Origin of the sequence: Pseudoalteromonas sp. SG44-8 (genome assembly GCF_014164125.1) — a bacterium.
GTDB lineage: Bacteria > Pseudomonadota > Gammaproteobacteria > Enterobacterales > Alteromonadaceae > Pseudoalteromonas > Pseudoalteromonas rhizosphaerae.
In genome coordinates this window covers 25,195-48,957 of record NZ_JACJEQ010000015.1, presented here as the reverse complement: position 1 = coordinate 48,957, position 23,763 = coordinate 25,195, and the positions used below count along the sequence as shown (strand labels likewise).

Annotated in this window: 16 protein-coding genes; 12 read left to right on the top strand and 4 right to left on the bottom strand. The window is 41.6% G+C overall.

From position 1 onward, the window contains the following. Nucleotides 1-96 precede the first annotated feature (96 nt). From H5163_RS12970 to H5163_RS12955, 4 genes are all read left to right on the top strand, one after another. The gene (locus tag H5163_RS12970; RefSeq protein ID WP_182735304.1) at nt 97-3,267 is read left to right on the top strand and encodes a glycosyl hydrolase family 18 protein; all 3,171 of its coding nucleotides are present in this window, start codon (nt 97-99) and stop codon (nt 3,265-3,267) included. Nucleotides 3,268-3,325: 58 nt separating this feature from the next. Next, nucleotides 3,326-4,921 (top strand): lytic polysaccharide monooxygenase, encoded by a 1,596-nt coding sequence (locus H5163_RS12965; protein WP_182732543.1) that lies wholly within the window; start codon nt 3,326-3,328, stop codon nt 4,919-4,921. Between the two features lie 67 nt (nt 4,922-4,988). Beyond that, a complete protein-coding gene (locus H5163_RS12960) occupies nt 4,989-7,616 on the top strand; it encodes a glycosyl hydrolase family 18 protein (protein WP_182735303.1) in 2,628 nt (875 codons plus the stop codon). A 173-nt stretch (nt 7,617-7,789) separates the two neighbouring features. After that, nucleotides 7,790-8,500, top strand: coding sequence for an ABC transporter substrate-binding protein (locus H5163_RS12955; protein WP_182732545.1), 711 nt, complete (start codon nt 7,790-7,792; stop codon nt 8,498-8,500). A gap of 23 nt (nt 8,501-8,523) precedes the next feature. On the opposite strand, the gene H5163_RS12950 is transcribed toward H5163_RS12955, so the two are convergent. Then, nucleotides 8,524-9,474, bottom strand: coding sequence for a helix-turn-helix domain-containing protein (locus H5163_RS12950; protein ID WP_145239807.1), 951 nt, complete (start codon nt 9,472-9,474; stop codon nt 8,524-8,526). 245 nt (nt 9,475-9,719) lie between these two features. On the opposite strand from H5163_RS12950, the gene H5163_RS12945 reads away from it, so the two are divergent. The 3 genes from H5163_RS12945 to eat are packed head-to-tail and all read left to right on the top strand — an operon-like array spanning nt 9,720 to nt 13,441. After that, nucleotides 9,720-11,126: an ethanolamine ammonia-lyase subunit EutB gene (locus tag H5163_RS12945; RefSeq protein WP_182735302.1), complete on the top strand. Its 1,407-nt coding sequence runs from the start codon at nt 9,720-9,722 to the stop codon at nt 11,124-11,126. After that, nucleotides 11,123-11,992 carry an ethanolamine ammonia-lyase subunit EutC gene (eutC, locus tag H5163_RS12940; RefSeq protein ID WP_182735301.1) on the top strand — a complete coding sequence of 290 codons (870 nt, stop codon included), beginning with the start codon at nt 11,123-11,125 and terminating at the stop codon, nt 11,990-11,992. Before H5163_RS12945 ends, eutC begins: the two co-directional genes overlap by 4 nt. A 51-nt stretch (nt 11,993-12,043) precedes the next feature. Then, complete coding sequence (gene eat, locus H5163_RS12935) at nt 12,044-13,441, top strand: ethanolamine permease (protein WP_220494582.1); 1,398 nt, start codon at nt 12,044-12,046, stop codon at nt 13,439-13,441. 52 nt (nt 13,442-13,493) lie between these two features. On the opposite strand, the gene H5163_RS12930 is transcribed toward eat, so the two are convergent. Further along, the gene (locus tag H5163_RS12930) at nt 13,494-14,999 is read right to left on the bottom strand and encodes a DUF2235 domain-containing protein (RefSeq protein WP_182735300.1); all 1,506 of its coding nucleotides are present in this window, start codon (nt 14,997-14,999) and stop codon (nt 13,494-13,496) included. 247 nt (nt 15,000-15,246) lie between these two features. On the opposite strand from H5163_RS12930, the gene H5163_RS12925 reads away from it, so the two are divergent. After that, nucleotides 15,247-16,047, top strand: coding sequence for an ABC transporter substrate-binding protein (locus H5163_RS12925; RefSeq protein WP_145239797.1), 801 nt, complete (start codon nt 15,247-15,249; stop codon nt 16,045-16,047). A 165-nt stretch (nt 16,048-16,212) separates the two neighbouring features. Further along, a complete protein-coding gene (locus H5163_RS12920; RefSeq protein WP_182732391.1) occupies nt 16,213-17,187 on the top strand; it encodes a transposase in 975 nt (324 codons plus the stop codon). A 423-nt stretch (nt 17,188-17,610) separates the two neighbouring features. Here H5163_RS12920 and H5163_RS12915 read toward each other — a convergent pair whose 3' ends face one another. Then, nucleotides 17,611-18,915, bottom strand: a complete 1,305-nt coding sequence (locus H5163_RS12915; protein WP_182735298.1) for an NAD(P)/FAD-dependent oxidoreductase — start codon at nt 18,913-18,915, stop codon at nt 17,611-17,613. 267 nt (nt 18,916-19,182) lie between these two features. On the opposite strand from H5163_RS12915, the gene H5163_RS12910 reads away from it, so the two are divergent. The 3 genes from H5163_RS12910 (at nt 19,183) to H5163_RS12900 (ending at nt 21,973) form a co-directional block, all read left to right on the top strand. Continuing rightward, on the top strand, nt 19,183-21,132 hold the full coding sequence (locus H5163_RS12910; protein WP_182732392.1) for an ATP-dependent DNA helicase RecQ: 1,950 nt from the start codon (nt 19,183-19,185) through the stop codon (nt 21,130-21,132). 45 nt (nt 21,133-21,177) lie between these two features. After that, the gene (locus tag H5163_RS12905; protein WP_089369063.1) at nt 21,178-21,504 is read left to right on the top strand and encodes a YkgJ family cysteine cluster protein; all 327 of its coding nucleotides are present in this window, start codon (nt 21,178-21,180) and stop codon (nt 21,502-21,504) included. Between the two features lie 88 nt (nt 21,505-21,592). Next, complete coding sequence (locus H5163_RS12900) at nt 21,593-21,973, top strand: VanZ family protein (RefSeq protein WP_182735297.1); 381 nt, start codon at nt 21,593-21,595, stop codon at nt 21,971-21,973. Nucleotides 21,974-22,397: 424 nt separating this feature from the next. On the opposite strand, the gene H5163_RS12895 is transcribed toward H5163_RS12900, so the two are convergent. Next, nucleotides 22,398-23,762 (bottom strand): TrkH family potassium uptake protein, encoded by a 1,365-nt coding sequence (locus H5163_RS12895; protein WP_182735296.1) that lies wholly within the window; start codon nt 23,760-23,762, stop codon nt 22,398-22,400. Between the last annotated feature and the right edge of the window lies 1 nt (nt 23,763).

Genomic DNA, 23,763 nt, shown 5'->3' with positions numbered 1-23,763 from the left:
CACATATCCAAATTAAGTTGACGTATGAGTTAACTGTGGTAGTTTTTAAACTGAGTTGTAAATTTAATGTTATATTTAACCCTGGGCGGAGGAGCTATGAGCTCACAAATGACAATAAAAAATGCTTTCAAACTAAGTGCGGTGTCACTCAGTTTTGTAGGCTTAAGTGTGCACGCAGCAGTCGACTGTAGTGCATTAACGCAATGGCAAACGGGTCAAACTCACAGCGGTGGCAGCCAAGTACACACACAAAATAGTGCATATGAGGCAAAGTGGTGGACACAATCAAACCCTTTAGAGAATTCAGGCCCGTGGCAAGAATGGAAACTTTTGGGTTTGTGTGACAGCGCTGTCACTGAGAATCAGGCACCCAATATTACAGTATTAACTCCTGCAAATAATTCTCAATTTGCCGATAAAGACAGCGTTGTCATAACTGCGCAAGCAACCGATGAAGATGGTTCTGTGACAAAAGTTGAGTTTTTTGTTGATGGTGCATTAATCGCAACTGATAGTAGCGCACCGTTTAGTACTAATTGGCCCGCGGTTGTCGGCACTCATCAATTGAGTGCAGTAGCAACCGATGACGACGGCGCGCAATCTTCGCAAGTGATCAATACGATCAGCGTTACTGAAATCGTGGATCCGGTTAATCAAGCACCGGTGGCAACAATTAGTTTCAGTAGTTTACCAACAGAATTAACGGTTGGCTCACAAGTGGTGTTTGCTCTTGCAGGTACTGACAGTGATGGTCAAGTAACGGCACTTAACTTTGCGGTTAATGGTGCTGATGTGCACCAAGCAAGTACGGCATCAAGCAGTTATGCTTGGCAAGCAACAGCGCTTGGTCAGGCAACCTTTACGTTAACGGTAACTGATAACGAAGGCGCAACAGCCCAAGTAACAAAGGTGCTTACTGTTGTTGAAGAAAATACCGGACCAGTGACTGGAACTGATTGTCATCCGCAGGGGTTATATCAAACACCAGGTGTAAATACGCCGTATTGTACTGTGTATGATGCAGATGGTCGTGAGATAATGGGTGTTGATCATCCGCGTCGTGTAATTGGTTATTTTACCAGTTGGCGCAATGGCGCAAATGGCCAACCGAGCTATTTAGTAAATGATATTCCATGGGATAAAATAACTCATATCAACTATGCGTTTGCCCATGTTGATGCCAATAATAAAGTATCGATTGGCGATCCAAATGCAGCCGGTAATCCAGCTACAAATATGGAATGGCCAGGAGTGGTAGGTGCCGAAATGGACCCAAGCTTCTCGTATAAAGGTCACTTCAATCTTTTAAACAAATTCAAAAAACAACACCCACACGTTAAAACATTAGTATCTGTAGGTGGTTGGGCTGAAACGGGTGGTTTCTTTGATGAAACGGGCCGCGTTGAAAGTGGTGGTTTTTATACCATGACGACCAATGCAGATGGTTCAGTTAATCAAGCGGGCATTGATGCCTTTGCAAAAAGCTCAGTCGAGTTCATTGAGAAATATGGTTTTGATGGTGTTGATATTGATTATGAATACCCATCATCAATGAAAGATTCAGGTCACCCTGATGATTTCCCAATTTCAAATGCACGTCGTGCAGGTTTAAATGCATCTTACCAAGTACTAATGAAAAAGCTGCGCGAAGAGTTAGACCGTGCTGGTGAAAAAGCGGGTAAACATTATTTACTAACAATTGCATCGCCTTCTTCAGGTTATTTACTTCGTGGTATGGAAACATTCCAAACGGTTAAATACCTCGATTACGTTAACATCATGTCTTACGACTTACATGGAGCATGGAACTCGCATGTTGGCCACAACGCTGCCTTATTTGATACCGGTCTTGACTCCGAGCTTGCGCAGTGGAATGTATATGGCACTAAAGAGTTTGAAGGGATTGGTTATTTAAATACTGATTGGGCGGTACGTTATTTCCGCGGCGCAGTATCGGCAGGGCGTATCAATATTGGTATTCCTTATTATACCCGTGGTTTTAAAGATGTCAGCGGGGGTACTAATGGGCTGTGGGGGCAATCTGCACTACCTAATCAAGCTGATTGCGCAACAGGTACCGGCGTTGGCGAAAAGAACAAGTGTGGCAATGGCGCATTAGGCATTGATAATCTTTGGCATGATAAGAACGATGCAGGACAAGAAATGCCAGCAGGTTCTAACCCGTTGTGGCATGTTAAAAATCTTGAGAACGGCATTGTTGGTTCGTACTTAGGTGTGTATGGCTTAACACCAGAGACTGATGTTGATGATCAATTAACGGGTACTTATACACGTCACTATGACAGCGTTGCTGTTGCACCTTGGTTATGGAACTCAGAGAAAAAAGTATTCCTATCTATTGAAGATGAGCAGTCTATGGCAGCTAAAGTTGATTACGTAATTAACAATGGCCTTGGCGGTATCATGTTTTGGGAACTTGCTGGTGATTATGATTTTGACTCAGCAAAAGGTGAGTACTTCATGGGTTCTACCTTAACAACTTTGGCTTATGACAAGTTTAACCAAAGTGGTGTGGCGTACGACACTCATCTAGGTAATCCAAACTTTGTTGTACCAACTGAAGCGGTAGATGTAACGTTTGCAGCAAAAGACTTCCCAATTGGTGATGATAACTACCCAATTAGCCCAACATTTGCGTTTACTAATAACTCCAATATTGATCTAAGCGGTGCGAAAATTTCGTTTGATGTATCTGTATCAACATCGGCTATTTTTAAATCTAACTGGAACGCACAAGAAAAATTGGGCATGGCAGTTGAAGTAAATGGCTCAAATGCAGCAGGTAACAACATTGGTGGGTATGAAAATGAATTCCACCGTTTTTCAATCACTCTGAACAATGAATGGGGCGGTCAACCGAAAGACTTCAGTGGTGGCAAAACAGTCAATGCGCAAGTTATGTATTACATGCCAATTACCGGTCCTAGTAACTTTACTATAGAAAAAGATGGCAAAGTTTACGCGTTCAAATTTGAATACCCACAATTGCCTGATGGAACTACCGGTGGCGGCGACACCACGGATCCTGGTAATGGTGGTGGCGATACATCTGGTATGTGTGAAGGTGTGGCTGTGAGCTCAATCCCTGTATATCCAAACTTCCCTCAAAAAGACTGGGCAGGCAATCCAAGCCATGCCGCAGGCGGTGACTTAATGGTTCATAACAGTGCCGTTTATAAAGCGAAGTGGTGGACAAGTTCTGAACCTGGAGCAACAGCTGACTGGACTAAAAGTTGTAGTCTGTAAGTAAATAATAGGGGCAAGTTTGCTTGTCCCAAAATTTCAGCTTTTCAAGGACAAAACAATGATAGCTATTAAATTTAAAACTTTATCACTCTCGGCAGTGGCAAGCAGCGTATTACTAACAATTATGCCAGCGCAAGTGAATGCTCATGGTTATATGGATAGCCCAAAAGCGCGGCAAGCTTTTTGCCAAGCCGATGGTGGGTATTGGTGGCCCGAAGATGGCACTAATATTCCAAACCTTGCTTGTCGTGCCGCATTTTTAGAGTCGGGTACAGTGCAATTTGTACAAGATATTGAGTTTTCAGTTAATACACCGGACTACTTAAATCAAGCCGCGGTAGAGGCTAAGGTACCAAATGGGTCGTTATGTGCCGGTGGTGACAACGCAAAGCGTGGTATGGATTTACCTTCGCCGCATTGGCAACGCAGTGATGTGGTACCTAATGCCAATGGTGAAATTCAAATTCGTTACTTAGCAGCAACGCCGCATAATCCCAGTTTTTGGCAGTTTTATTTAACTAAACCAAGCTTTAATGCAGCAACAGATGTATTGACGTGGGCTGACTTAGAGCTAGTTCAACAACATGAAAATATTGACGTTATCAAAGATACCGATGGAAAGCGTTATTACGAAATGAATGTTGCTATTCCACAAGGGCGCAGCGGCGATGCTATTTTATATAGCCGTTGGCAACGTATTGATGTGGTGGGGGAAGGTTTCTATAACTGTAGCGATATCAATATTGTGACAGACGCAGGGCCGACGGATCCGAGTGTTTGGTCAAGTGTTGGTTACTTTGTTCGTCAAGGACAAAGTGCCATTGCGGGTGACACTGTTTGGGCACGTTTATTTGATGAAAATGGCCAAGAGGTTATCAATCAGCAATTAAAAGTGACCGCTGCGAATCAAGCGAGTTGGCAGCAAGCACTGGCACAACAACTGAACTTAGATTATGCCCATTTAGTACAAATTGGCGTGCAAAATCAAGCCGGTGACGTGGTTTATAACAGTACTGATGTACTGACTAATCAAGTGTATAGCAGTAATGAAAATTACACTTATACCTTAAGTGTGCAAAGCGCTCCCACTAATACTGCGCCAATTGTACATACTTTGGATGATTTAGTTGTCGATGAAAACACCAGCACAGCCGTACACCTTCATGCTTTTGATGATGAACAAACGCAATTGAACTACAGCTGGTCAGTGCCAGCACCACTGAGCTTTACCGGTGGTGACGCAAACGTGGTGATTAGTGCGCCAGAGGTATCAACAAGCACAGATTATACCGTGTCGGTTTCGGTTTCGGATGGTCAATTAAGTACTCAAACTAGCTTTAAAGTCACTGTAAATGACAGCGTTATCACTGATCCTGATGTTGCTGCTTGGAGCAGTAGTGCAGTTTATCAAGCCGGTGATAAAGCCAGTTTTCAAGGTGTTGTTTATACCGCGAAATGGTGGAGTCAGGGTCAGCAACCTGATAGTTCTAATGCATGGCAAAGCGATTCACAACCGGGTATGAATAACGATTGGAATGTAAGTAAAGCCTATCAAAGTGGTGCTGAAGTAACCTATCAAGGACAGCGCTATAGCGCTAAGTGGTGGACTCAAGGTGATACACCTGGACAAGCCAATGTATGGACCAAACTTTAATCAGAAGCCTAAGTTTTGTAGTTCAAACTTATTAAATAATTAAATAAATAATGGATAAGAGAGAAATATGAATATTAAACAGTTAACAGCAGCCATTGGCGTTGCTCTATTTGCAAGTACAGCCGTTGCAGCACCGTCTACACCAAGTATTAATTGGGAACCGCAACAGTATTCTTTTGTTGAAGTGGATCTAGAAGGTAATGGATCATATAAACAACTTGTTACTCGTGTTGATGAAGTTGCTATCAACATTCAATGGAGTGCATGGAGCGGTGACGGTGGTGACAGCTACAAAGTTTACTTTGATGATATGTTGGTAAATGAAGGTACACTTGCTGCAGGTTCTAAGACCGGGACTATTTCTTTCCCTTATGACAAAGCTGGTCGCCATACATTATATGTAGAGCTATGCGAAGGCGGTACTACTTGTGCACGCAGTGCTGGTAAGCCAATCGTGATTGCAGATACCGACGGCGGGCACTTAGCGCCACTGCCGATGGATGTTGATCCTAATAACCGTGATATTGGTACCAAAGCAGGGTTAGTGACCGGTGCTTATTTTGTTGAGTGGGGTATTTACGGACGAGATTATGATGTTACAAATATCCCTGCACAAAACTTAAGTCACATTTTATATGGCTTTATTCCAATTTGTGGTGAAAATGCATCATTAACTGGCAGCCCTAAACAAGCACTTGAAACAGCCTGTGCTGGCTCTGCTGATTATGAAGTGGTTATCCACGATCCATGGGCCGCTGTGCAAAAAGCATTACCAGGTGTGGATGCAAAAGATCCAATCCGTGGTACGTATTCACAGTTAATGGCACTTAAGCAACGTTACCCCGATCTTAAAATCTTACCATCAGTAGGTGGCTGGACGCTTTCTGATCCATTTGGTGGTTTTACTAATAAAGCTAACCGCGACACCTTTGTAGCATCAATGGAAGAGTTTTTAAGAACCTGGAAGTTTTACGATGGTGTTGATATTGACTGGGAATTTCCTGGTGGTGACGGCCCTAACCCAGATATTGGCGATCCGATAAATGATGGTCCTGCATACGTTGCGTTAATGCAAGAGCTGCGCGCTATGCTTGATAAGCTTGAAGCTGAAACAGGCCGTACTTATGAGCTTACGTCAGCAATTGGCGCTGGTTACGATAAAATTGAAGACGTTGACTACCAAGCCGCTAGCCAATACATGGATTATATTTTCGCTATGACTTATGACTTTTATGGAGCATGGAGTGGCGTAACTGGCCATCAAACTGCGCTTTATTGTGGTGAGCATATGAGCGTAGGGCAATGTAATGGTACGGGCGTAGATGAAAACGGTGAGCCACGTAAAGGCCCTGCTTATACAACAGATAACGCAGTACAGTTATTATTAGCACAAAATGTAAACTCGAAAAAAATTGTTGTTGGTACTGCTATGTATGGCCGTGGTTGGGAAGGTGTTTATCCAACAGGCACCACTATTGATGGTAACCCTATGACAGCAACAGGCTCCGGTCCATTAAAAGGCTCAACAGCACAAGGCGTGTGGGAAGATGGCGTTATTGATTATAAAGGCATCAAAACTCATATGATTGGTGCTGCAGGCACTGGTGTTAATGGCTTTGAAGTAGGCTACGATGACCAAGCGCAAGCGGCGTATGTGTGGAATCGCGCCACAGGTAAACTAATTACTTACGATAGCCGTGAGTCAGTGATAGCTAAAGGTGCTTATGTTAATCAATATAACTTAGGTGGGTTATTTGCATGGGAAATTGATGCCGATAATGGCGATATTCTCAATGCTATGCACGATGGCTTAGGTGGAGTTGTTACACCACCAAGTAATAAAAAACCAGTGTTATCAGTATCAAGCACTGTAACCGTGAACGCTGGCGAAAGTGTTTCTGTCAGTGCTTCAGCAACAGATGCCGATAATGATCCACTAACGTTTAGTTGGACTGCATCATCTGAATTAACGGTATCTGGTAGTGCTACAAATACATTAGCAATTACTGCACCTGACGTAACCCAAGACAGCCAGTTTACGGCAACCGTCAGTGTAACTGATGGCAAAGCAACGGTAAGCCAAAGTGTTGTGGTTAATGTCATCGCGCCAACAACTGGTGACAACACTGCACCGACAGTTGATGCGATTGCTGATATCACTGTTGAAGAAGGCGCTTCTGCAGCAGTAACGGTTGTTGCCTCTGATGCGCAAAACGACGCACTGACTTATACATGGAATGTCCCTGCAGGTCTTACATTAGTTGGCAGTGGTGCCAGTGTTAATCTTACGGCGGGCGCAGTCGATGCTGATACTAATTTGACAGTATCTGTGGCAGTAAGTGACGGCCAAGTTGCTACCACTCAAAGCTTTACTGTAACGGTAACTAACACCGATACAACGCCTCCTACAGGTGATACGTGGGATGTGAGTAAGGTATATGTTGGCGGCGATATTGTTGTTTATAACGGTATTACATACAAAGCTAAATGGTGGACTCAAGGTAATCGTCCTGATTTAGGTGGCGTTTGGGAAGCAACAACTCCACCAGTAGATGATACTGGTTCAGTAGTTTGGCAATCTGCGGCTGTTTATAATAGCGGTGATGAAGTAATGCACCAAGGCAATAAATACCAAGCTAAGTGGTGGACTCAAGGAAATGAGCCAGGCGTAGCAGGCGTATGGAAATTACTTTAATTAGCCTATTACCCAAGCCTACTTTGAGGTAATAAGGTTAATATGTAATTTACTTAAAGCAGCTTTCGGGCTGCTTTTTTTGGTTTTTCGAGTCAGATGCACCATACTGTAAAAAGCGTCTGTAATTTAACTAGGCTGTAGTTATCAAATACATTTATTTATTTCTGATATTATTGAGTCCAATTAGTAACAGCTGCGAAAAAACTCTGCAAGTAGGGGTGATATTACCTTGGCCACCATTTGTCTTTGATGGTGAGCAGGCTCTTACAGGAATAGATGTAGAGATCAGCCGTTTGGTGTTAAAGCATGCTGGATTCTGTAGTAAGTTTGTGCCTTTGCCGTCATCAAAGCGCGGTTTGGTCGAGCTTGAAAATGGCCGCGTGGATATATTAACTGCTGCGAGTTTCAATCAACAACGTGCCCAATATAGTCACTTTTCAACCCCATATAGACGTGAGAAAATGCGGCTGTTCTGGTATGAAGATACTAAGTACCTAACACACGATTTAGCCAGCCTGTTGGCGCAACAAAAAACCATAGCCGTAAATAATGGTGGTTATTATGGTAAAGAATTTGAGCAGCTAAGCAAAGTCACAAACAATAAAGATTTACTTGTACGAGTACCTTTGCTCAAGCATCGGCTATATATGTTAAAAGCTAAACGCGTCGATTTTATGATTGATGATGAAATATCTGGGTTATACCTCATAAGCCAAGAAAAAATCCCCGGTATTACACTGCATCCTTATGTTATTCATGATAATCCAATCCATTTTATGCTCAGTAAAAAAACGGTCACGATGGACAATGTGCGCTCCATTAATGCAGCGATCATTGATATGCAATCGAATATCAAGCAAATAATTGCCAGCTATACCTATTAATTAACTAGCTATAATTGATACCACTAAAGCTGCGCACGCTTTACTGTGTCTGAAGGGTTTTCGCCAAATAGTTGTTTATAGTCTTTAGCAAACTGGCCCGGATGCCAAAAGCCCCAATTGGCGGCAATCATTGAAATGGGTTTATTTTGTTGCGGATCACTGAGTTCACGGCGTATTTGGTTAAGCCGGGTCATGCGTAAAAAACGCAGCGGATTGATGCCTAAAATACTTTCAAAGCTGTATTGTAAAGTCCGTCGACAAACGTAGGTAAACTCACATAATTGGGTGATAGTCACTATGTTGTCTGGGTGATCGTGAATAAATTCTTTCGCTTTATCAACAACGTTTTTACGGTGTTTATAACTTGGGGTTACTTTTTGCTGGGGGAGTTGTGATTGCAGTAAATGCAGCACTAAACTTAATAAAATATCGTGTTGTAAAGCCGCACTTGCTCCACCGCCATTAGCATAAATGATTTGTTCAATGCATTCACGAGCACGTTGCAGTGTTTGTGGTGATGTTGTAATACGCGGTGATCCATGTTCACAAATGCCCTGAAGTGACAACCCTTGTCGCTGAGCAATTTGATGAAGCGTATCTTGATTGATCACCATGCCATAAATATTAAATTGCTCAGGGGTGATCAGCTCAAAGTTGCAATCACTTGGGCGGCACATTAATTGATTATCAGCGATGGTGAGACCGTTAATTTTACTGTTTTGTGCGTTTACCGGAATACCAAGCCATAACGCATTTGGCCATACTTTACACTGTTGTCGTAATGCGCACTGGGTATATTCTTTAAACACTTGCAAACCATCATAAGCCACTTCATCAATACAGCCATAAAAGCGGCCATCACTGACTTGATCATATTTTTGTTGCCAGTTTGTTAGGTTTCCCGCCTGCTGGTCCACATCGGTCGTAGCTAAAGTGCACTTACTTGGTGCATTTGTCGGTAAATTATGTTGCATAGTTGCGTATTACACCCCAGGCTAATTATTACAAGCAAACAGTAGTTGTCCGATTTTTAATTTTAACTATTTGATTTTTATTGTTTAAATAACATTTGCCAAAACTTGATAGTTGCTTGGTACGCTATAAGCTACCTTAAAAGAATCGTTGCACTGTTTATTGTTTTTTTATTGCTTTTTATTGTAGTGGAAGCAATAGCTGTGCCTATCCTTTTTAACACACATTTTGTCAGCAAGGTAAGTTTATGAGTCAATCGTATCGATACACGTTAGGAAGTAAAACCTACCAATTTAACAATCTCGCACAGTTAATGGCTAAAGCGACCCCGCAGCGCTCTGGTGATAGCTTGGCAGGTGTTATTGCCAGTTCTGCCGAAGAGCGAGCCGTGGCACAAATGACGCTGGCAGAAGTCCCTTTAAAAACATTCTTGAACGATGCCTTGATCCCTTATGAAGACGATGAAATTACTCGGCTAATCATAGATGAACATGACACTAACGCATTTGCAGCAATCGCACATTTAACGGTAGGTGATTTTCGTAATTGGCTGCTGAGTGATCACGCAACAAGCAATGTTTTAGCGACAATCAGAGCGGGTATTACCCCCGAAATGGCTGCTGCGGTTAGTAAAATAATGCGTAATCAAGATCTGATCTTAGTTGCCAAAAAGTGCCATGTCACGACTGCATTTAGAAATACCATTGGCTTACCTGGCCACTTATCAACACGCTTACAGCCTAATCATCCAACAGATAATGTAAATGGCATTGCCGCGAGTATTTTAGATGGGCTGCTGTATGGCAGTGGCGATGCCGTAATTGGTATTAACCCCGCTACTGATAATGTTGCACAAGCGATTAAATTAATGCGGTTAATGGATGATGTGATTGAAAAATACCAGATCCCGACTCAAAGCTGTGTTCTTACGCATGTAACTAACACTATTGAATGTATTGAGGCCGGTGCGCCGGTTGACTTAGTGTTTCAGTCTATAGGGGGGACTGAGGCGACTAACTCAAGTTTTGGTTTTAATTTAAATACACTTGCTGAGGCGCAAGATGCAGCACAAAGTTTAAAACGCGGAACAGTAGGCAATAATGTGATGTATTTTGAAACGGGGCAGGGCAGCTCGCTATCAGCAAATGCCCACCATGGGCTTGATCAACAAACGTGTGAAACCCGTGCTTATGCCGTAGCGCGAAAATTCAAACCGTTACTGGTCAATACCGTAGTGGGTTTTATTGGCCCGGAATATCTATTTGATGGCAAAGAAATTACTCGAGCAGGGCTTGAAGACCATTTTTGTGCCAAATTACTGGGTGTGCCTATGGGCTGTGATGTGTGCTACACCAATCATGCTGAGGCAGATCAAAATGATATGGACAACTTACTGACCTTACTCGGTGTAGCGGGGTGTTCGTTTGTAATGGGGATCCCCGGATCTGACGATATTATGCTTAACTATCAAACCACCTCATTTCATGATGCTCTGTATGCAAGGCGGGTATTAGGTTTGCGTCCAGCACCTGAATTCGAACTTTGGCTGGCAAAAATGAACATTATGACAGATACCCAGCAGCATATTTTGTCTGACACGTTACCGTCACAATTTGCGCGTTCTTTGAAAGCTTTAAGTGGTGGACAGCCATGAAAAACTCATCTTCCAAAACGGCACAGCAAATACAGCAACAACATCAAGATAATGGCAAAGTGGTGCATAACCCATGGCGGCAACTACGCAGCTTTACCGATGCACGCATTGGTTTAGGGCGCGCTGGGATCAGTCTTCCGACGGCTGAAATGTTGGCGTTTCAACTCTCCCATGCGCAAGCACGAGATGCGGTTAATTTTCCATTGGATTTAGCTGCGTTAAGTGAACAGCTAGAGGATTTTTGCGCGTCACCACTGCATTTACATAGCCAAGCCGTGGATCGCAATCATTATTTACAACGCCCTGATCTAGGTCGAAAACTGGATCAAGCATCGCGCGATCAGCTAAGCAACTATATGAGGAAAGCGGCTATAGCCACTGAGTTACACCATGATATCGCAATCGTTATCGTTGATGGTTTATCGTCTTTAGCAGTACAAAAAAATGCCCATCCTTTTCTTGTTCAGTTACTGACGATACTGCGTGAACAACCAGAGCCATGGCGTTTGGCACCGATCAGCTTAGTTGAGCAAGGTAGAGTGGCGATAGGCGACGACATAGGTGAGCTCCTTAATGCCAAGGTGGTGTTGGTATTAATTGGTGAACGGCCAGGGCTAAGTTCTCCAGATAGTTTAGGGCTGTATTTAACTTGGCAGCCAAAAACAGGGCTGAATGATGCTTGTCGTAATTGTATCTCTAATATTCGTCCTGCGGGGCTGTCATATCAGGATGCAGCACAACGGACTTTATATCTTTTACAAGAAGCGAAACGTTTAAACCTGTCAGGGGTGGGGTTAAAAGATCGCAGTCAAGACGATGTGATAGAGCATCAAACGCAAACAACAAACTTTTTACTATCAGAATAATCAACAACGAAAACATAATGTAATTACAACAATAAATAGCAGGAGAAGATAATGTTAGATAATAAAGAGTACCTTGCAAAAAGACAGTTAAAACGAGGCTCCGCGGGATGGATTTTATTGGCGGGATTAGGAGTGTCGTATGTTATTTCTGGGGATTTTGCGGGTTGGAACTTTGGTATTGCAGAAGCTGGTTGGGGAGGCTTTGCTGTCGCCACAGTATTAATGGCGGTGATGTATTTAACTTTGGTTTTGTCATTAGCAGAAATGTCGGCGGCCATTCCGGCATCGGGTGGTGGCTATAGTTTTGCGCGTCAGGCAATGGGCCCTGCTGGTGGTTATTTGACCGGCTTGGCAGTGTTAATCGAGTATGCATTAGCACCCGCTGCGATTGTTATTTTTATTGGCTCGGCGGTCGAAGCGCTACTGGGTTTTAATGGTCCATGGGTGTATGCGCTGTTCTATATTGTGTTTATCAGTATTCATTTAGCGGGAGTGGGTGAAGCGTTAAAAGTGATGATGGTGATAAGTGGCTTAGCGGTTTTTGCCATTATAGCCACTGCGATCGCATTATTTACACATTTTGATGTATCGCGATTGTTTGATATTGCCATCACCGATGCTGCAGGAGCCTCCGAGTTTTTGCCCTTTGGTTGGTATGGCGTGTGGGCTGCATTGCCGTTTGCAATGTGGTTATTTTTAGCCGTTGAAGGCGTACCATTAGCGGCAGAAGAAGCCAAAGATCCAGCTAAAGACGTGCCAAAAGGAATTATAGGTGCAATGTTGTTTTTATTGTTTACTGCTCTGTTAGTCGTAGTATTGATCCCTGGTGCCGGTGGTGCCAGCGCAATGGGCGCTAGTGCCGTGCCGTTAGTTGATGCGCTAAACGTAACAGGGAATGCAAGCTTAGCAACACTCGTTAATATATTAGGTTTAGCGGGTTTAGTGGCGTCGTTTTTCTCGATTATCTATGGGTATAGTCGGTTAGTGTTTGCGCTCTCTAGAGCGGGCTACTTTCCAAAAAGTTTGTCGGTTACAACTTCACGAAAAGTGCCGGCACGTGCCTTAATTGTGCCGGGTATTTTTGGCTTCTTAGCATCATTAAGTGGTGAAGGTGATTTAATGCTGGCGATGGCCGTGGTAGGCGCTACGGTTTCGTATGCATTGATGGCATTGAGCCATATTTTACTGCGTATTAAACAGCCTGAACTCGCACGACCTTATAAAACGCCAGGTGGCATGATAACCTCAGCAATTGCGCTGGTCTTATCTTTGGTGGCTTTAACTGGGGTGTACGCGTTTGATCCTCGTGCATTCTTGTTTACTGTGGTGCTATTTGTGATCGGAGCGATTTATTACTTTGCATACAGTAGTAAGCACTTAGTCGCACACAGTGCCGATGAAGAGTTTGCTATGTTGGCTGAAGCTGAAGCCGCTTTAAGTGCAAAATAGTGATAGTTTAATGTTATTAATAGGCCGTTAGCACGGCCTATTAATAATGCAATTAACCAAGGCGAGTCACGTTTATTTTTATACGCCCTGCATTAGCGCCATAAAAACGCACCAAATCATTTGCAAAAGGCGTAAATTCTCCTGAGTGAGTCATTTTAAATTCACCCCCATCGGCAATCTCAAAAGCATCATTATCGCTATGGGCAATAGCACCAATTAAGGCAAACCAGTTTGCATGTGGTAAACGACGAAAGGGTTCGAGCAATGCCATGGGGATCTCTTTTACACCCAACTGTAGGTTATCTCGGTGCCAACCTTGTGGCCCACATTTTACGCCATCGTCATACCAAAGTTGTTCTGGGTAAGGGCTAAAGCGATAAGTAGCCCCTTGTTCAAGCATTAGTCCTGTTGCATTGTATTGCTCTGCGGCATAAACCAACACATCTTGGCTTTGGCCAATTTGTAACACCGACATGTTTTGATTTTTTAAAGCAATATGGGCAGACAAGCCGTTAAAACTGAGCGTAGTTTGATCTGCATACAGCAGTAGATAACTAAGGTTTTTTAAAGACTCGGGACGATAACTGGTTAATTGATTGATACGTGTAGCAACACTGTGGTGGATAATGGGTAACAGCTTACTTTGTTCGTCATCAACCAGCACGGTACATTCACGATCAATCAGTTTAAATAAAGGATTAAACCAAAAATAATTCTGTTGATGGCTTAACGCGAGAGGATCTGGGGTGATGGTCATATCATCTTGGGCGATAAAACTGTTTTGATCAGCAGGAAATAACGATGAATAATCGATTGCTTGACTAGTTAAAAAGTATAAAGCCACAGGCAGTTCAAGTAACCACTCCATTGCAAAGCGTAAGCAAATATCCGCCAGCCCATCTCGATAATAGCCACCACCGATATCGGAATGCGCGCCTGCAAACCATATTTCATATACATTGTTTTGATGATTTATAAGGGTAGGTTCAAAAGCTCGACGCTTTTCATCCAGTGCCACACAATGCAGAGCCTGATTTATGTTGGTCGCTAAAGTATGGTTTTCAAAAATAACATGCTCAGCGCCTCGGGTGGCCTTGGTGACTTTGGATAAACCAATGGATGCCACAGTATCAAATACGCATAAATAAACGTTATTATCTATGAGCGGCTCTAAGCACTTTGCAAAACGTCGTGCTAACGCAGCGCCGCGACTAAAGCCAGTGAGTAACAGTATATCGCCAGTTTTGTAGTAGCGCTTAAAATCATTTATAGCATGATTTAAAATACTGGCAACATCGTCATCGCGTGGTGCGAAAGATTGATTGAGGAATCGCTTTAAACGACTTCCTTGAGTTCCAATACCTTGGTAATAGAAGCTAAGTTGATTAGTAAAAGGAGTAACGGGTTCGTTATTTAACTGGCCACCCATTAATAAATGAAGTTTGAGAATATTCGAAATGCTTGCATCTTCCTTAAAATGCGCAGAGCTGAACTGCTCAGCATCACGTGGCTCACTACCTGTGCCATCAAAGTTGAAAATCAGCGTTTTCGCGGTCATAGCATCATTCCTTTATGTGGTTTTTTATAACTTACAGGTAAATTATTTAAATTTGAAGACAATCCACTCAAATATGCAATAAGGATTTTTGTTATTTATTTTAGGTAATACTTTTTTATAGATTGAAAATAATATAGTCAAATGTAGTCTAAGCTTAAACAGTTGAAGCTCTGGTTTAGTAACAAAGTTCAAGTTGCCATTAAGCCTTAGGTTAAATAGTTAAGTTACGCAGATTTGCCTAGAGCAAATGTATTATTGTGTATCTTTAGGTAGGCATGATAAAAGGTATCGTGTTGCTATGACTAAATTTTTTATTATTTTGCTGTTATGCATACAAAGTACTGCTGCGCTTTCTAATTCAATAACACAGCCTTTAGTAGGATCTCATAATGAATGGCCTCCCTACATATTTGCTGATGGAACGGGTATGACTACTGAGCTTGTACGTGCTGCATTTTTTAGCCAGAATATTGCATTCGATATTAAAATAGCGCCATTTAGTCGTGCAATGCGAATGTTAGAAAATAATGAAATAGATTTGATCCCTGCATTATGGTGGACAGAAAATCGTGCTAAAACAATTTTATTTAGCCAGCCCTACTTTACTAATGAACTTAGCATAATTAGTAATACTAAGTCGCAGCTTGATTATCAAGGCCCTCACAGCCTAGAAAGCTTAACAATCAGTACAATTAGAGGTTACGGATATCATGAGTATTTACAGTCTATTGATAGGCTTACAATCGTTCCTTTACTTAATGTCCATAGTTGTCTTGAGCATGTAAAAAAGCATCGCGCTGATATTGCTCTGGTTGATAAATACGCAGCATGGTTCGAAATGAAAAAAAATGGTTACTCAACAGAGCTAACAATTTGGCAACCAGCTTTAATTAAGCACCCTCTTCATATTGGAATCAGTAAAGAGCACCCCAATGCTGAATATATAATAACCTCCTTTAACAAAGGACTAGAGCAAATAAAGCGCTCAGGTGAATATGATGAAATATTAGCCCGTTACGAACATCTAGCCTCAGCACAGCCAGAGTAACTAATAAAAAAAATAAAGACACCCACTTAAATAAATAAAGACACCCACCTAATAAATGGCGATTGTAGTAATTCAAACTTAAATGACACCCATAATAATGACTATATTTGCAGTATTACCATGAGGAACTAGTATTTTATAAGGAACGTGATATCTGAGGTATTTATGGCTACTGCAAGAAATCGACAAATCAGTTTAACGGACACTCGTTACTATCATTGTATATCACGATGTGTAAGACGTGCCTATTTGTGTGGTGTGGATGAATATACGGGTCAATGTTATGAACACCGCAGAAAATGGGTTGAAGATAAGCTAATGAGTTTGGCATCTCTCTTTTTTATAGATGTGTGCGCTTATGCAGTAATGAGTAATCATACTCATATTGTAGTGTACGTAGATAGTAAAAAAGCGGAAAGAGTAAATGATAGAGCAGTTGCAATTCGCTGGCATAAAGCCTTTAAAGGTTCTGAATTAACACGACGTTTTGCTAAAGGTGAAAAGCTAGCGTCTTTTGAGATGAAAATAGTTACAGATAATATTGCGCAATATCGTTCAAGGTTAATGGATATTAGCTGGTTCATGCGCTCTTTAAATGAATATATAGCGCGAAAAGCAAATAAAGAAGATGACTGTAAGGGGCGATTTTGGGAGGGACGGTTCAAATCCCAAGCCTTACTTGATGAAGCCGCATTATTAGCATGTATGGCGTATGTTGATTTAAACCCAGTTCGTGCAGGTATTGCTGACAAACCAGAAAATTCAGATTTTACGAGTGTCAAAAAGCGTATTATTTCGATCGCAGCAGGTAAACAGCCCAAATCATTACAACGTTTTTCAGGAATGGCAACACAGCATATGGTGAAAGGTTTACCTTTTGAGCTAACTTCCTACCTTTCTCTTGTTGATGCGACTGGGCGCTGTATTCGTCCTGATAAAATAGGTTATATAGCCGCCGATCTAACCCCTTTGCTTGAAAGGTTGCAAATAACCCCCGAAAACTGGTTGAAAGTTACCAGCAAATTTACCACCGTTTTTCACGGTGCTGTTGGAAGACCTGAGTCGTTAAATATGTTTTGTGAACATCAACACTTTAAGCGACGAACGAATCTAACGAATTGCGAAAAATTACTAGCGTGATAACGTAGCCAATAATACATAACTTGTTAATTCAGGTTTTTTTGACGCCTAAAAATGCAAACGCCTGATATTTATCTGCCATTTGTATAAAAGTCCTTTTTGAAAATAACTACGGTTTTTAATTGTTTCGTTTATTGCCCTAACCTGGATGTTTGTAATTTCATTTTTATTTAGAATGGGTGTCATTGCAATTTTTATCATTGCAATTTTTTGATGGGTGTCTTTTTTATTTACCTTCAATCCATTGTTTTAAAATGTAAGTTTGCATTTTTTTTAGATATATATGGATGGGTGTCAATTTTAATTTCATTGTTTTTAGATATATATAGATGGGTGTCATTATAATTTCTAGATCGGTGTCATTTTTATTTTATTTCTAGGTGTGTAAGTGAAGCGGCGGCTCCACTTACTCTTGTTAGTTGCTTAATGTAATTTCATCTTTGGTCTAACGACCCGGAGCACTTTTTCGCTGATCCATAATGCAAAGGTTTTGGCGCTGCCGTGGATAGCGCGTTGATGCATGCGATAGAGCGAAATATACATAAAGCGGGCTATCTTGCCTTCAATAAAAAAGCTATTACTAGTGAGGTTGCCCATTAAGCTCCCCACGGTACTGTAGCGTGACAAATTGACGAGCGAACCATGATCGCTGTATTCAAAGCTAGTTAACGGCTGTTGGCGTAGTGTCGCAATTAGGTTTTTTTCAACACATTGTGCCATTTGATGGGCTGATTGCGCACGAGGAGGTACTAATTTGCCATCTTTTTGTGTAAACGCGCAACAGTCACCTAATACAAAAATGGTGTCATCGCTATTACTTTGCAAATAGTCGTTCACCATGATTTGGTTATTACGAGTTAGTTCAAAAATCCCGAGATCTTTTATAAAATCGGGGGCTTTTACACCCGCTGCCCATACCATAATGTCGGCATCGATCTGTTCATCATCTTTAGTGATGAATCCTTGATTTGTTGCCTGCTTTACTTGGGTGTTTTCTCGAACGTTAACACCAAGCTTTAGTAGCTCTCTTTTCGCTGAGTTTGCTATACGCTCTGGTAGGGCGGGTAAAATACGCGGGCCTGCTTCGATTAAATGAATGTGTAAGCGCTTTGCCGACATATTTGTCAAACCATAAAGTTTTAATAAGTCAGAAACATGATACAGCTCAGCTGAGAGTTCAACGCCTGTTGCGCCACCGCCAACAATGGCAATATTTAATGCATGCTGTGGGTTGTCGTCTTGATGAAGCCGAGTAAAGTTATCGAGTAGCGCGTGCTGAAAGCGTTCCGCTTGTTGGTTTGAATCAAGATAAAAACAATGTTCTTTAATACCGGGTGTATTGAAGTCGTTACTGACGCTGCCGATGGCAATCACCAAGTAGTCATAATGAACGGTGCGTTGTGGTAAAATTTGATGGCCAAGTTCGTCATTAAAGGCACTGAGTGTGATGGTTTTATTAGCGTTATCAAGGTTGCAAAAAGTGCCAAGTTGAAAGTTATAATGATGTTTTGCTGCGTGTGCTGAGTAAACTACCCCATCTAAATCGGCATCTATAGAGCCCGTTGCTACTTCGTGCAGTAAAGGTTTCCAAATATGGGTGCGATTTTTATCAATTAATAGAATGTCGGCGTGTTTTTTCTTCCCTAGTTTATGCCCTAATTGCGTTGCGAGCTCAAGGCCGCCGGCACCGCCACCGATGATCACGATTTTAGGATGTGTGGTTATCATTTCATTGCCCTCAAAAGAATTATACCTAAATGCTCTTATGATGATGAAACGTATAGAACACTTAGGTATTGAGCTGAACAAAAATGTTCAAAATACCTTTTCAAGCAACGCATTTATAATGCGCCTTTTCCCACGATTTGTCAGTAAAATTTAATAGGAACAAATAGATAAGCCAAGAAAATAAAGCAAAAAAAAGTTACCATGGCAAACATTGCATTTTCAAACTATGATTTCCTTTATTAGGGAATATGAATAAAGGGAAATATTATGAGCGGATCGATACTTTCTTCACTTGAGCAACACTTTGGGTTTAGTCAATTTCGTCAAGGTCAGCAGCAAACCATAGAGCAACTGCTAAATAACCAATCATCATTGGCAATTTTCCCCACTGGATCTGGTAAGTCATTGTGTTATCAGTTAACTGCATTGCATTTACCTAATCTAACGCTGGTTGTTTCGCCATTACTTGCGCTGATGAAAGACCAAATTGGTTTTTTAAATAACAAGGGAATTTATGCCGCAAGCCTTGATTCAAGCCAAACTACAGAGCAAAGTCACACAGTAATGAGCGATGTGCGTGCCGGTAAAGTGAAAATCTTAATGGTGTCGGTAGAACGTTTTAAAAACGAGCGATTTCGTGAATTTATTAATCAAGTGGCTATTTCAATGCTGGTGGTTGACGAAGCTCACTGTATTTCCGAATGGGGCCATAATTTTAGGCCTGATTATTTAAAACTGCCGCGCTATCGTGATGAGCTCAATATTCCCTTGGTATTATTATTAACGGCCACCGCCACTAAAAAAGTAAAGCGTGATATGAGTGAACGTTTTGCAATTACCCCAGAATGCATTGTACAAACTGGGTTTTATCGGGCTAATTTAGACTTATCGATACTCAGCGTGAAAAGCGCTGATAAAGCAAGTACATTGGCTAATATTGTGCGCGAGCAAACGGGCCCAGGGATTGTTTATGTGACCTTACAACATAGTGCAGAGCAAGTCGCAGAAGCGCTTAGCCGTAAAGGCTTACACGCTGTGGCTTATCATGCTGGGCTTGAAGATACTCTGCGTTATGGTATCCAAGATGATTTTATGGCGGGTAAAATTAATGTAGTAGTGGCCACGATTGCTTTTGGTATGGGGGTTGATAAATCAGATATCCGTTTTGTTATTCATTATGATTTACCAAAGTCGATTGAAAACTACAGCCAAGAAATTGGTCGTGCAGGGAGAGACGGACAACCATCGCAGTGTTTTACATTGGCCAATTTAGATGGCTTAAACACGGTTGAAAACTTTGTTTATGGCGATACCCCAGAGCTTAGCGGTATTGAGCATGTGATCAACGATATTCGCCAACACCAAAGCGATCACTCAAAAGAAAGTCAGCAATGGGAAATGCAAGAATACAGCCTTTCAAGTGATAGTAATATTCGCCAATTAGCGCTTAAAACCTTGTTAGTACAATTGGAAATGCAAGGTGCAATAACACCACTTTATGCTTATTACGCCGACTTTAAATATAAGTTTTTGGTTGATAAAGCCGCTTTACTTGGTCACTTTGATGCTGATAGACAAGCATTTTTACAGTTAATATTTAGCCATACCCAATTTAAAAAAATCTGGGGCACACTAAATTTTGACACGCTTACCCAAGCCGCTCAGGTGGATCGCAAACGCGTTGTTGCAGCGCTTGATTATTTAGCAGAGAAGAATTTAATAGCACTTGAAACAAAGCGAATCACCCAAGTCTATCAAGTACATAATGAGGTAATCAATAACCCTGAGCTGGCTAAGCAATTACACAGCTATTTTGTTGATAAAGAGCAAGCTGAAATTAAGCGTATTGCGGCACTTATTCGCTTTTTCGAGCTTAAAACATGTTTGAGCTATAACCTTGCTCGTTATTTTGACGACCATCAAGCGCCACAGCAATGCGGCCATTGCTCAGTATGTAGAGGCCAAGCTGTAACACTTGAATATTCACTCGCTCATAGCTTTGCTAACGATGCTGTAATTTATCAAAAGGTTGATGAGTTACTTAGTCACCTCGCCAGTAAAGGTATACATAATATAGGTATTGAAACCCAATGCCGCTTTTTAGCGGGAATGAGCGTACCGTTATTTGCGCGTAACAAAGTGCGTCAACTCAGTGGTTTTGGTTTGTGTGAGCAGCAGCGTTACAGTGAAATAAAAACGAAATTACTGGCGCGTTAAATTCACTCAGGTATGCTAGGGGCTTATTCTTAAAAGTAAGCCTTTATGCCCCAGATTGTTCACCCCGATGAAACCGTCATTGCAGTAAAAAATATTACATCAGCCCCTGAGCCTGTTACTTGTGCTAATTGCCAAGCATGTTGTTGTCAGTTAGAAGTGCGTATAGTGACCGACACTGGCGTGCCGTTTCATTATATTGAATATGATAAATGGGGCAGCGAAGTGATGAAACGCGCCGATGATGGTTGGTGCCAAGCACTCGACCGCAATACCTTAATGTGTTCAATCTACGAAAACCGCCCGTTAGTATGCCGCGAATTTGAAATGGCATCGGACGAGTGCATCACCGAGCGTGACCTTGCAGGGATCTGATGGTTGCTTTAGCAGTAGAACACTAAGTGATTGAATCATAATCGCTATTCGGCTATGGTTGGTAACTCAACAATAACATTAAACAATCATGCATAAATTAATCACTATTGTGTCAGTTACTTTTCTTAGCTTTATTATATGGGTCATATATCAAGCTAATACGGGGCAACATAGTATTTTCTTTGAGCTTGTTAAAATTATTCCTTATGGCGATAAAGTAGGGCACTTTTGTTTATTTGGTTTGCTTACTCTAGGTGCTAATTTTGCGTTTAAGCTAAAATCATATTCAGTATTGTCATGCAATTTGTATGTTGGTTCGAGCGTCGTGTTTCTATTCGTTTTATTGGAAGAACTAAGCCAATACTTCATACCTAGCAGAACCTTAGACATCGCTGATCTACTTGCTGATGCTTTAGGTATCCTCACTTTTAGTTTGATAACCAAGCAGATAAATAAAGGTTCGCGATGACGAGTTTTGTTAGCTTACATTAGTTGATTACTGCAAATGAACAGCTTTTTCTCCTGCATAGCAAGCGCTGGTTTGAAGGTTTTTTTGTCGTTAGTTTATTAATGTATCGATAGTTAAATTTTATTCAATTCAGAACCATTAACCAACCTCATATTCGTTATGCAAGCTCTTAAACCATCATGGTTAATTTTTGGCTGTATTCCATAAATTAACAATGGGTGTCTTTGTTATTTTCTTGTTATTTTCCAATCAATTTTTAGTCTACCTATTACGAAATTAAGATGGGTGTCTGCGTTATTATCTGTGTTTTTAACCTATGAAAATCGTCTGTTAGTATGTGGCGAATTTTAAATGGCATCAAGCTAGTACGTCACTGAGCGAGTATTAGCTGGGATTTAGTTTGAGATTCTCCCAGCTCTGCTATTTAGCCAATCGATAATTGTGCGCTTGGATATCTTAGTTTCCTACTGCGAGGACTCGCTAAAAAGTAGGCAATGGTTAAGGGGCCAATCCTTCCCATAAACATTAAAAACATAATGATAAATTCGCCCAGCGGAGAAAGAGAAGCAGTTAAACCCCGCGACAATCCTACAGTGCCAAGTGCGGACACAGCCTCAAAGGCGACATCTAAAAAAGGCGCATCTTCAACAATCAGTAACGTAAAAATAGCCAGCCATGTTATACCCGCTGAAACAAGGGTTAAAGCCAGTGCTTTATAAACAGATTCTTTGTCGATTTCTCGGCGTAACACAGTAACGCCTTTATCGCGGCGTAAGTAGCTGTAAGTTGCTAAAATCAACACCACAAAAGTTACTACTTTTATACCACTTGCGGTACTGAGTGAGCCGCCACCAATAAACATTAACATCATTGTTAATGCGGTACTGGCATTTCTCAGCTCTTCTATAGCAATGGTATTAAATCCAGCCGTACGCGGTGTTACGGCTTGAAACCAAGCAGCTAGCCATTTACCGACTTCTGACAAGGGTTGCAGTGTTTTTGGATTGTCATATTCAATAACGTAAATCAGCACCAGCGCTACAATATTGATGATAACCGTGCTGATCAGCATTAACTTACTATAGGTGCTAAGGGCTGCCCAACGTTTTGATTTATACACATCCATAAGTACCGTAAAACCTAGGCCACCGATAATAAACAAACCAGTAATGGTAAGATTGATCACAGGATCGTCAACATACTGCATCAGGCTGTTGGGGCTAAGCGCAAATCCCGCATTATTAAATGCACTAATGGTATAAAACAACGCATGAAAAAAGCTGGTTTGTAAGCCCAGCTCAGGGAGCCAGTAAAGCGTTAAAATAACAACACCGAGTGACTCAACAATGATGGCAAAAAGCAACACTGATTTTGCCGTACTCAAAAGTGTTGATGTATCTGTTTGATTAAAAGCGGCTTTAGTCACTGTTTTTTGAATAAAGCCAACTTTGTTACCCAGTGCCAGCAAGGTTACCACTGCAAATGTCATCAAACCCAAGCCACCAAGTTGAATTAATAGCGCGATCACCCCTTGGCCAAAAGGCGTAAATGTGGAGCCTGTGTCTACCACAACTAATCCGGTGACGGTTACCGCCGATGTTGCAGTAAAGGCACTTTGTATCCACGAAATAGGTTCATTGGTGGCAAAAGGCAGCTTTAATGCTAAAGCCCCTAGTGCGATTAATATCAAAAAGCTGCAGCACAAAATAAGCGGCGGTGCAGCATTGATTTTTTTATTGCCGCTAGGGCTGCGTTCGATAGCAGTTTTTAGTGGATGCCATAAAACCATG

Coding starts and splice junctions, on each gene's coding strand:
- H5163_RS12930 (WP_182735300.1), bottom strand. CDS start 14,999: ATGACCGCGAAAACGCTGATTTTCAACTTTGATGGCACAGGTAGTGAG.
- H5163_RS12920 (WP_182732391.1), top strand. CDS start 16,213: ATGGCTACTGCAAGAAATCGACAAATCAGTTTAACGGACACTCGTTAC.
- H5163_RS12945 (WP_182735302.1), top strand. CDS start 9,720: ATGAGTCAATCGTATCGATACACGTTAGGAAGTAAAACCTACCAATTT.
- H5163_RS12970 (WP_182735304.1), top strand. CDS start 97: ATGAGCTCACAAATGACAATAAAAAATGCTTTCAAACTAAGTGCGGTG.
- H5163_RS12905 (WP_089369063.1), top strand. CDS start 21,178: ATGCCCCAGATTGTTCACCCCGATGAAACCGTCATTGCAGTAAAAAAT.
- H5163_RS12910 (WP_182732392.1), top strand. CDS start 19,183: ATGAGCGGATCGATACTTTCTTCACTTGAGCAACACTTTGGGTTTAGT.
- H5163_RS12925 (WP_145239797.1), top strand. CDS start 15,247: ATGTATTATTGTGTATCTTTAGGTAGGCATGATAAAAGGTATCGTGTT.
- H5163_RS12960 (WP_182735303.1), top strand. CDS start 4,989: ATGAATATTAAACAGTTAACAGCAGCCATTGGCGTTGCTCTATTTGCA.
- H5163_RS12965 (WP_182732543.1), top strand. CDS start 3,326: ATGATAGCTATTAAATTTAAAACTTTATCACTCTCGGCAGTGGCAAGC.
- eutC (WP_182735301.1), top strand. CDS start 11,123: ATGAAAAACTCATCTTCCAAAACGGCACAGCAAATACAGCAACAACAT.
- H5163_RS12915 (WP_182735298.1), bottom strand. CDS start 18,915: ATGATAACCACACATCCTAAAATCGTGATCATCGGTGGCGGTGCCGGC.
- eat (WP_220494582.1), top strand. CDS start 12,044: ATGTTAGATAATAAAGAGTACCTTGCAAAAAGACAGTTAAAACGAGGC.
- H5163_RS12900 (WP_182735297.1), top strand. CDS start 21,593: ATGCATAAATTAATCACTATTGTGTCAGTTACTTTTCTTAGCTTTATT.
- H5163_RS12895 (WP_182735296.1), bottom strand. CDS start 23,762: ATGGTTTTATGGCATCCACTAAAAACTGCTATCGAACGCAGCCCTAGC.
- H5163_RS12950 (WP_145239807.1), bottom strand. CDS start 9,474: ATGCAACATAATTTACCGACAAATGCACCAAGTAAGTGCACTTTAGCT.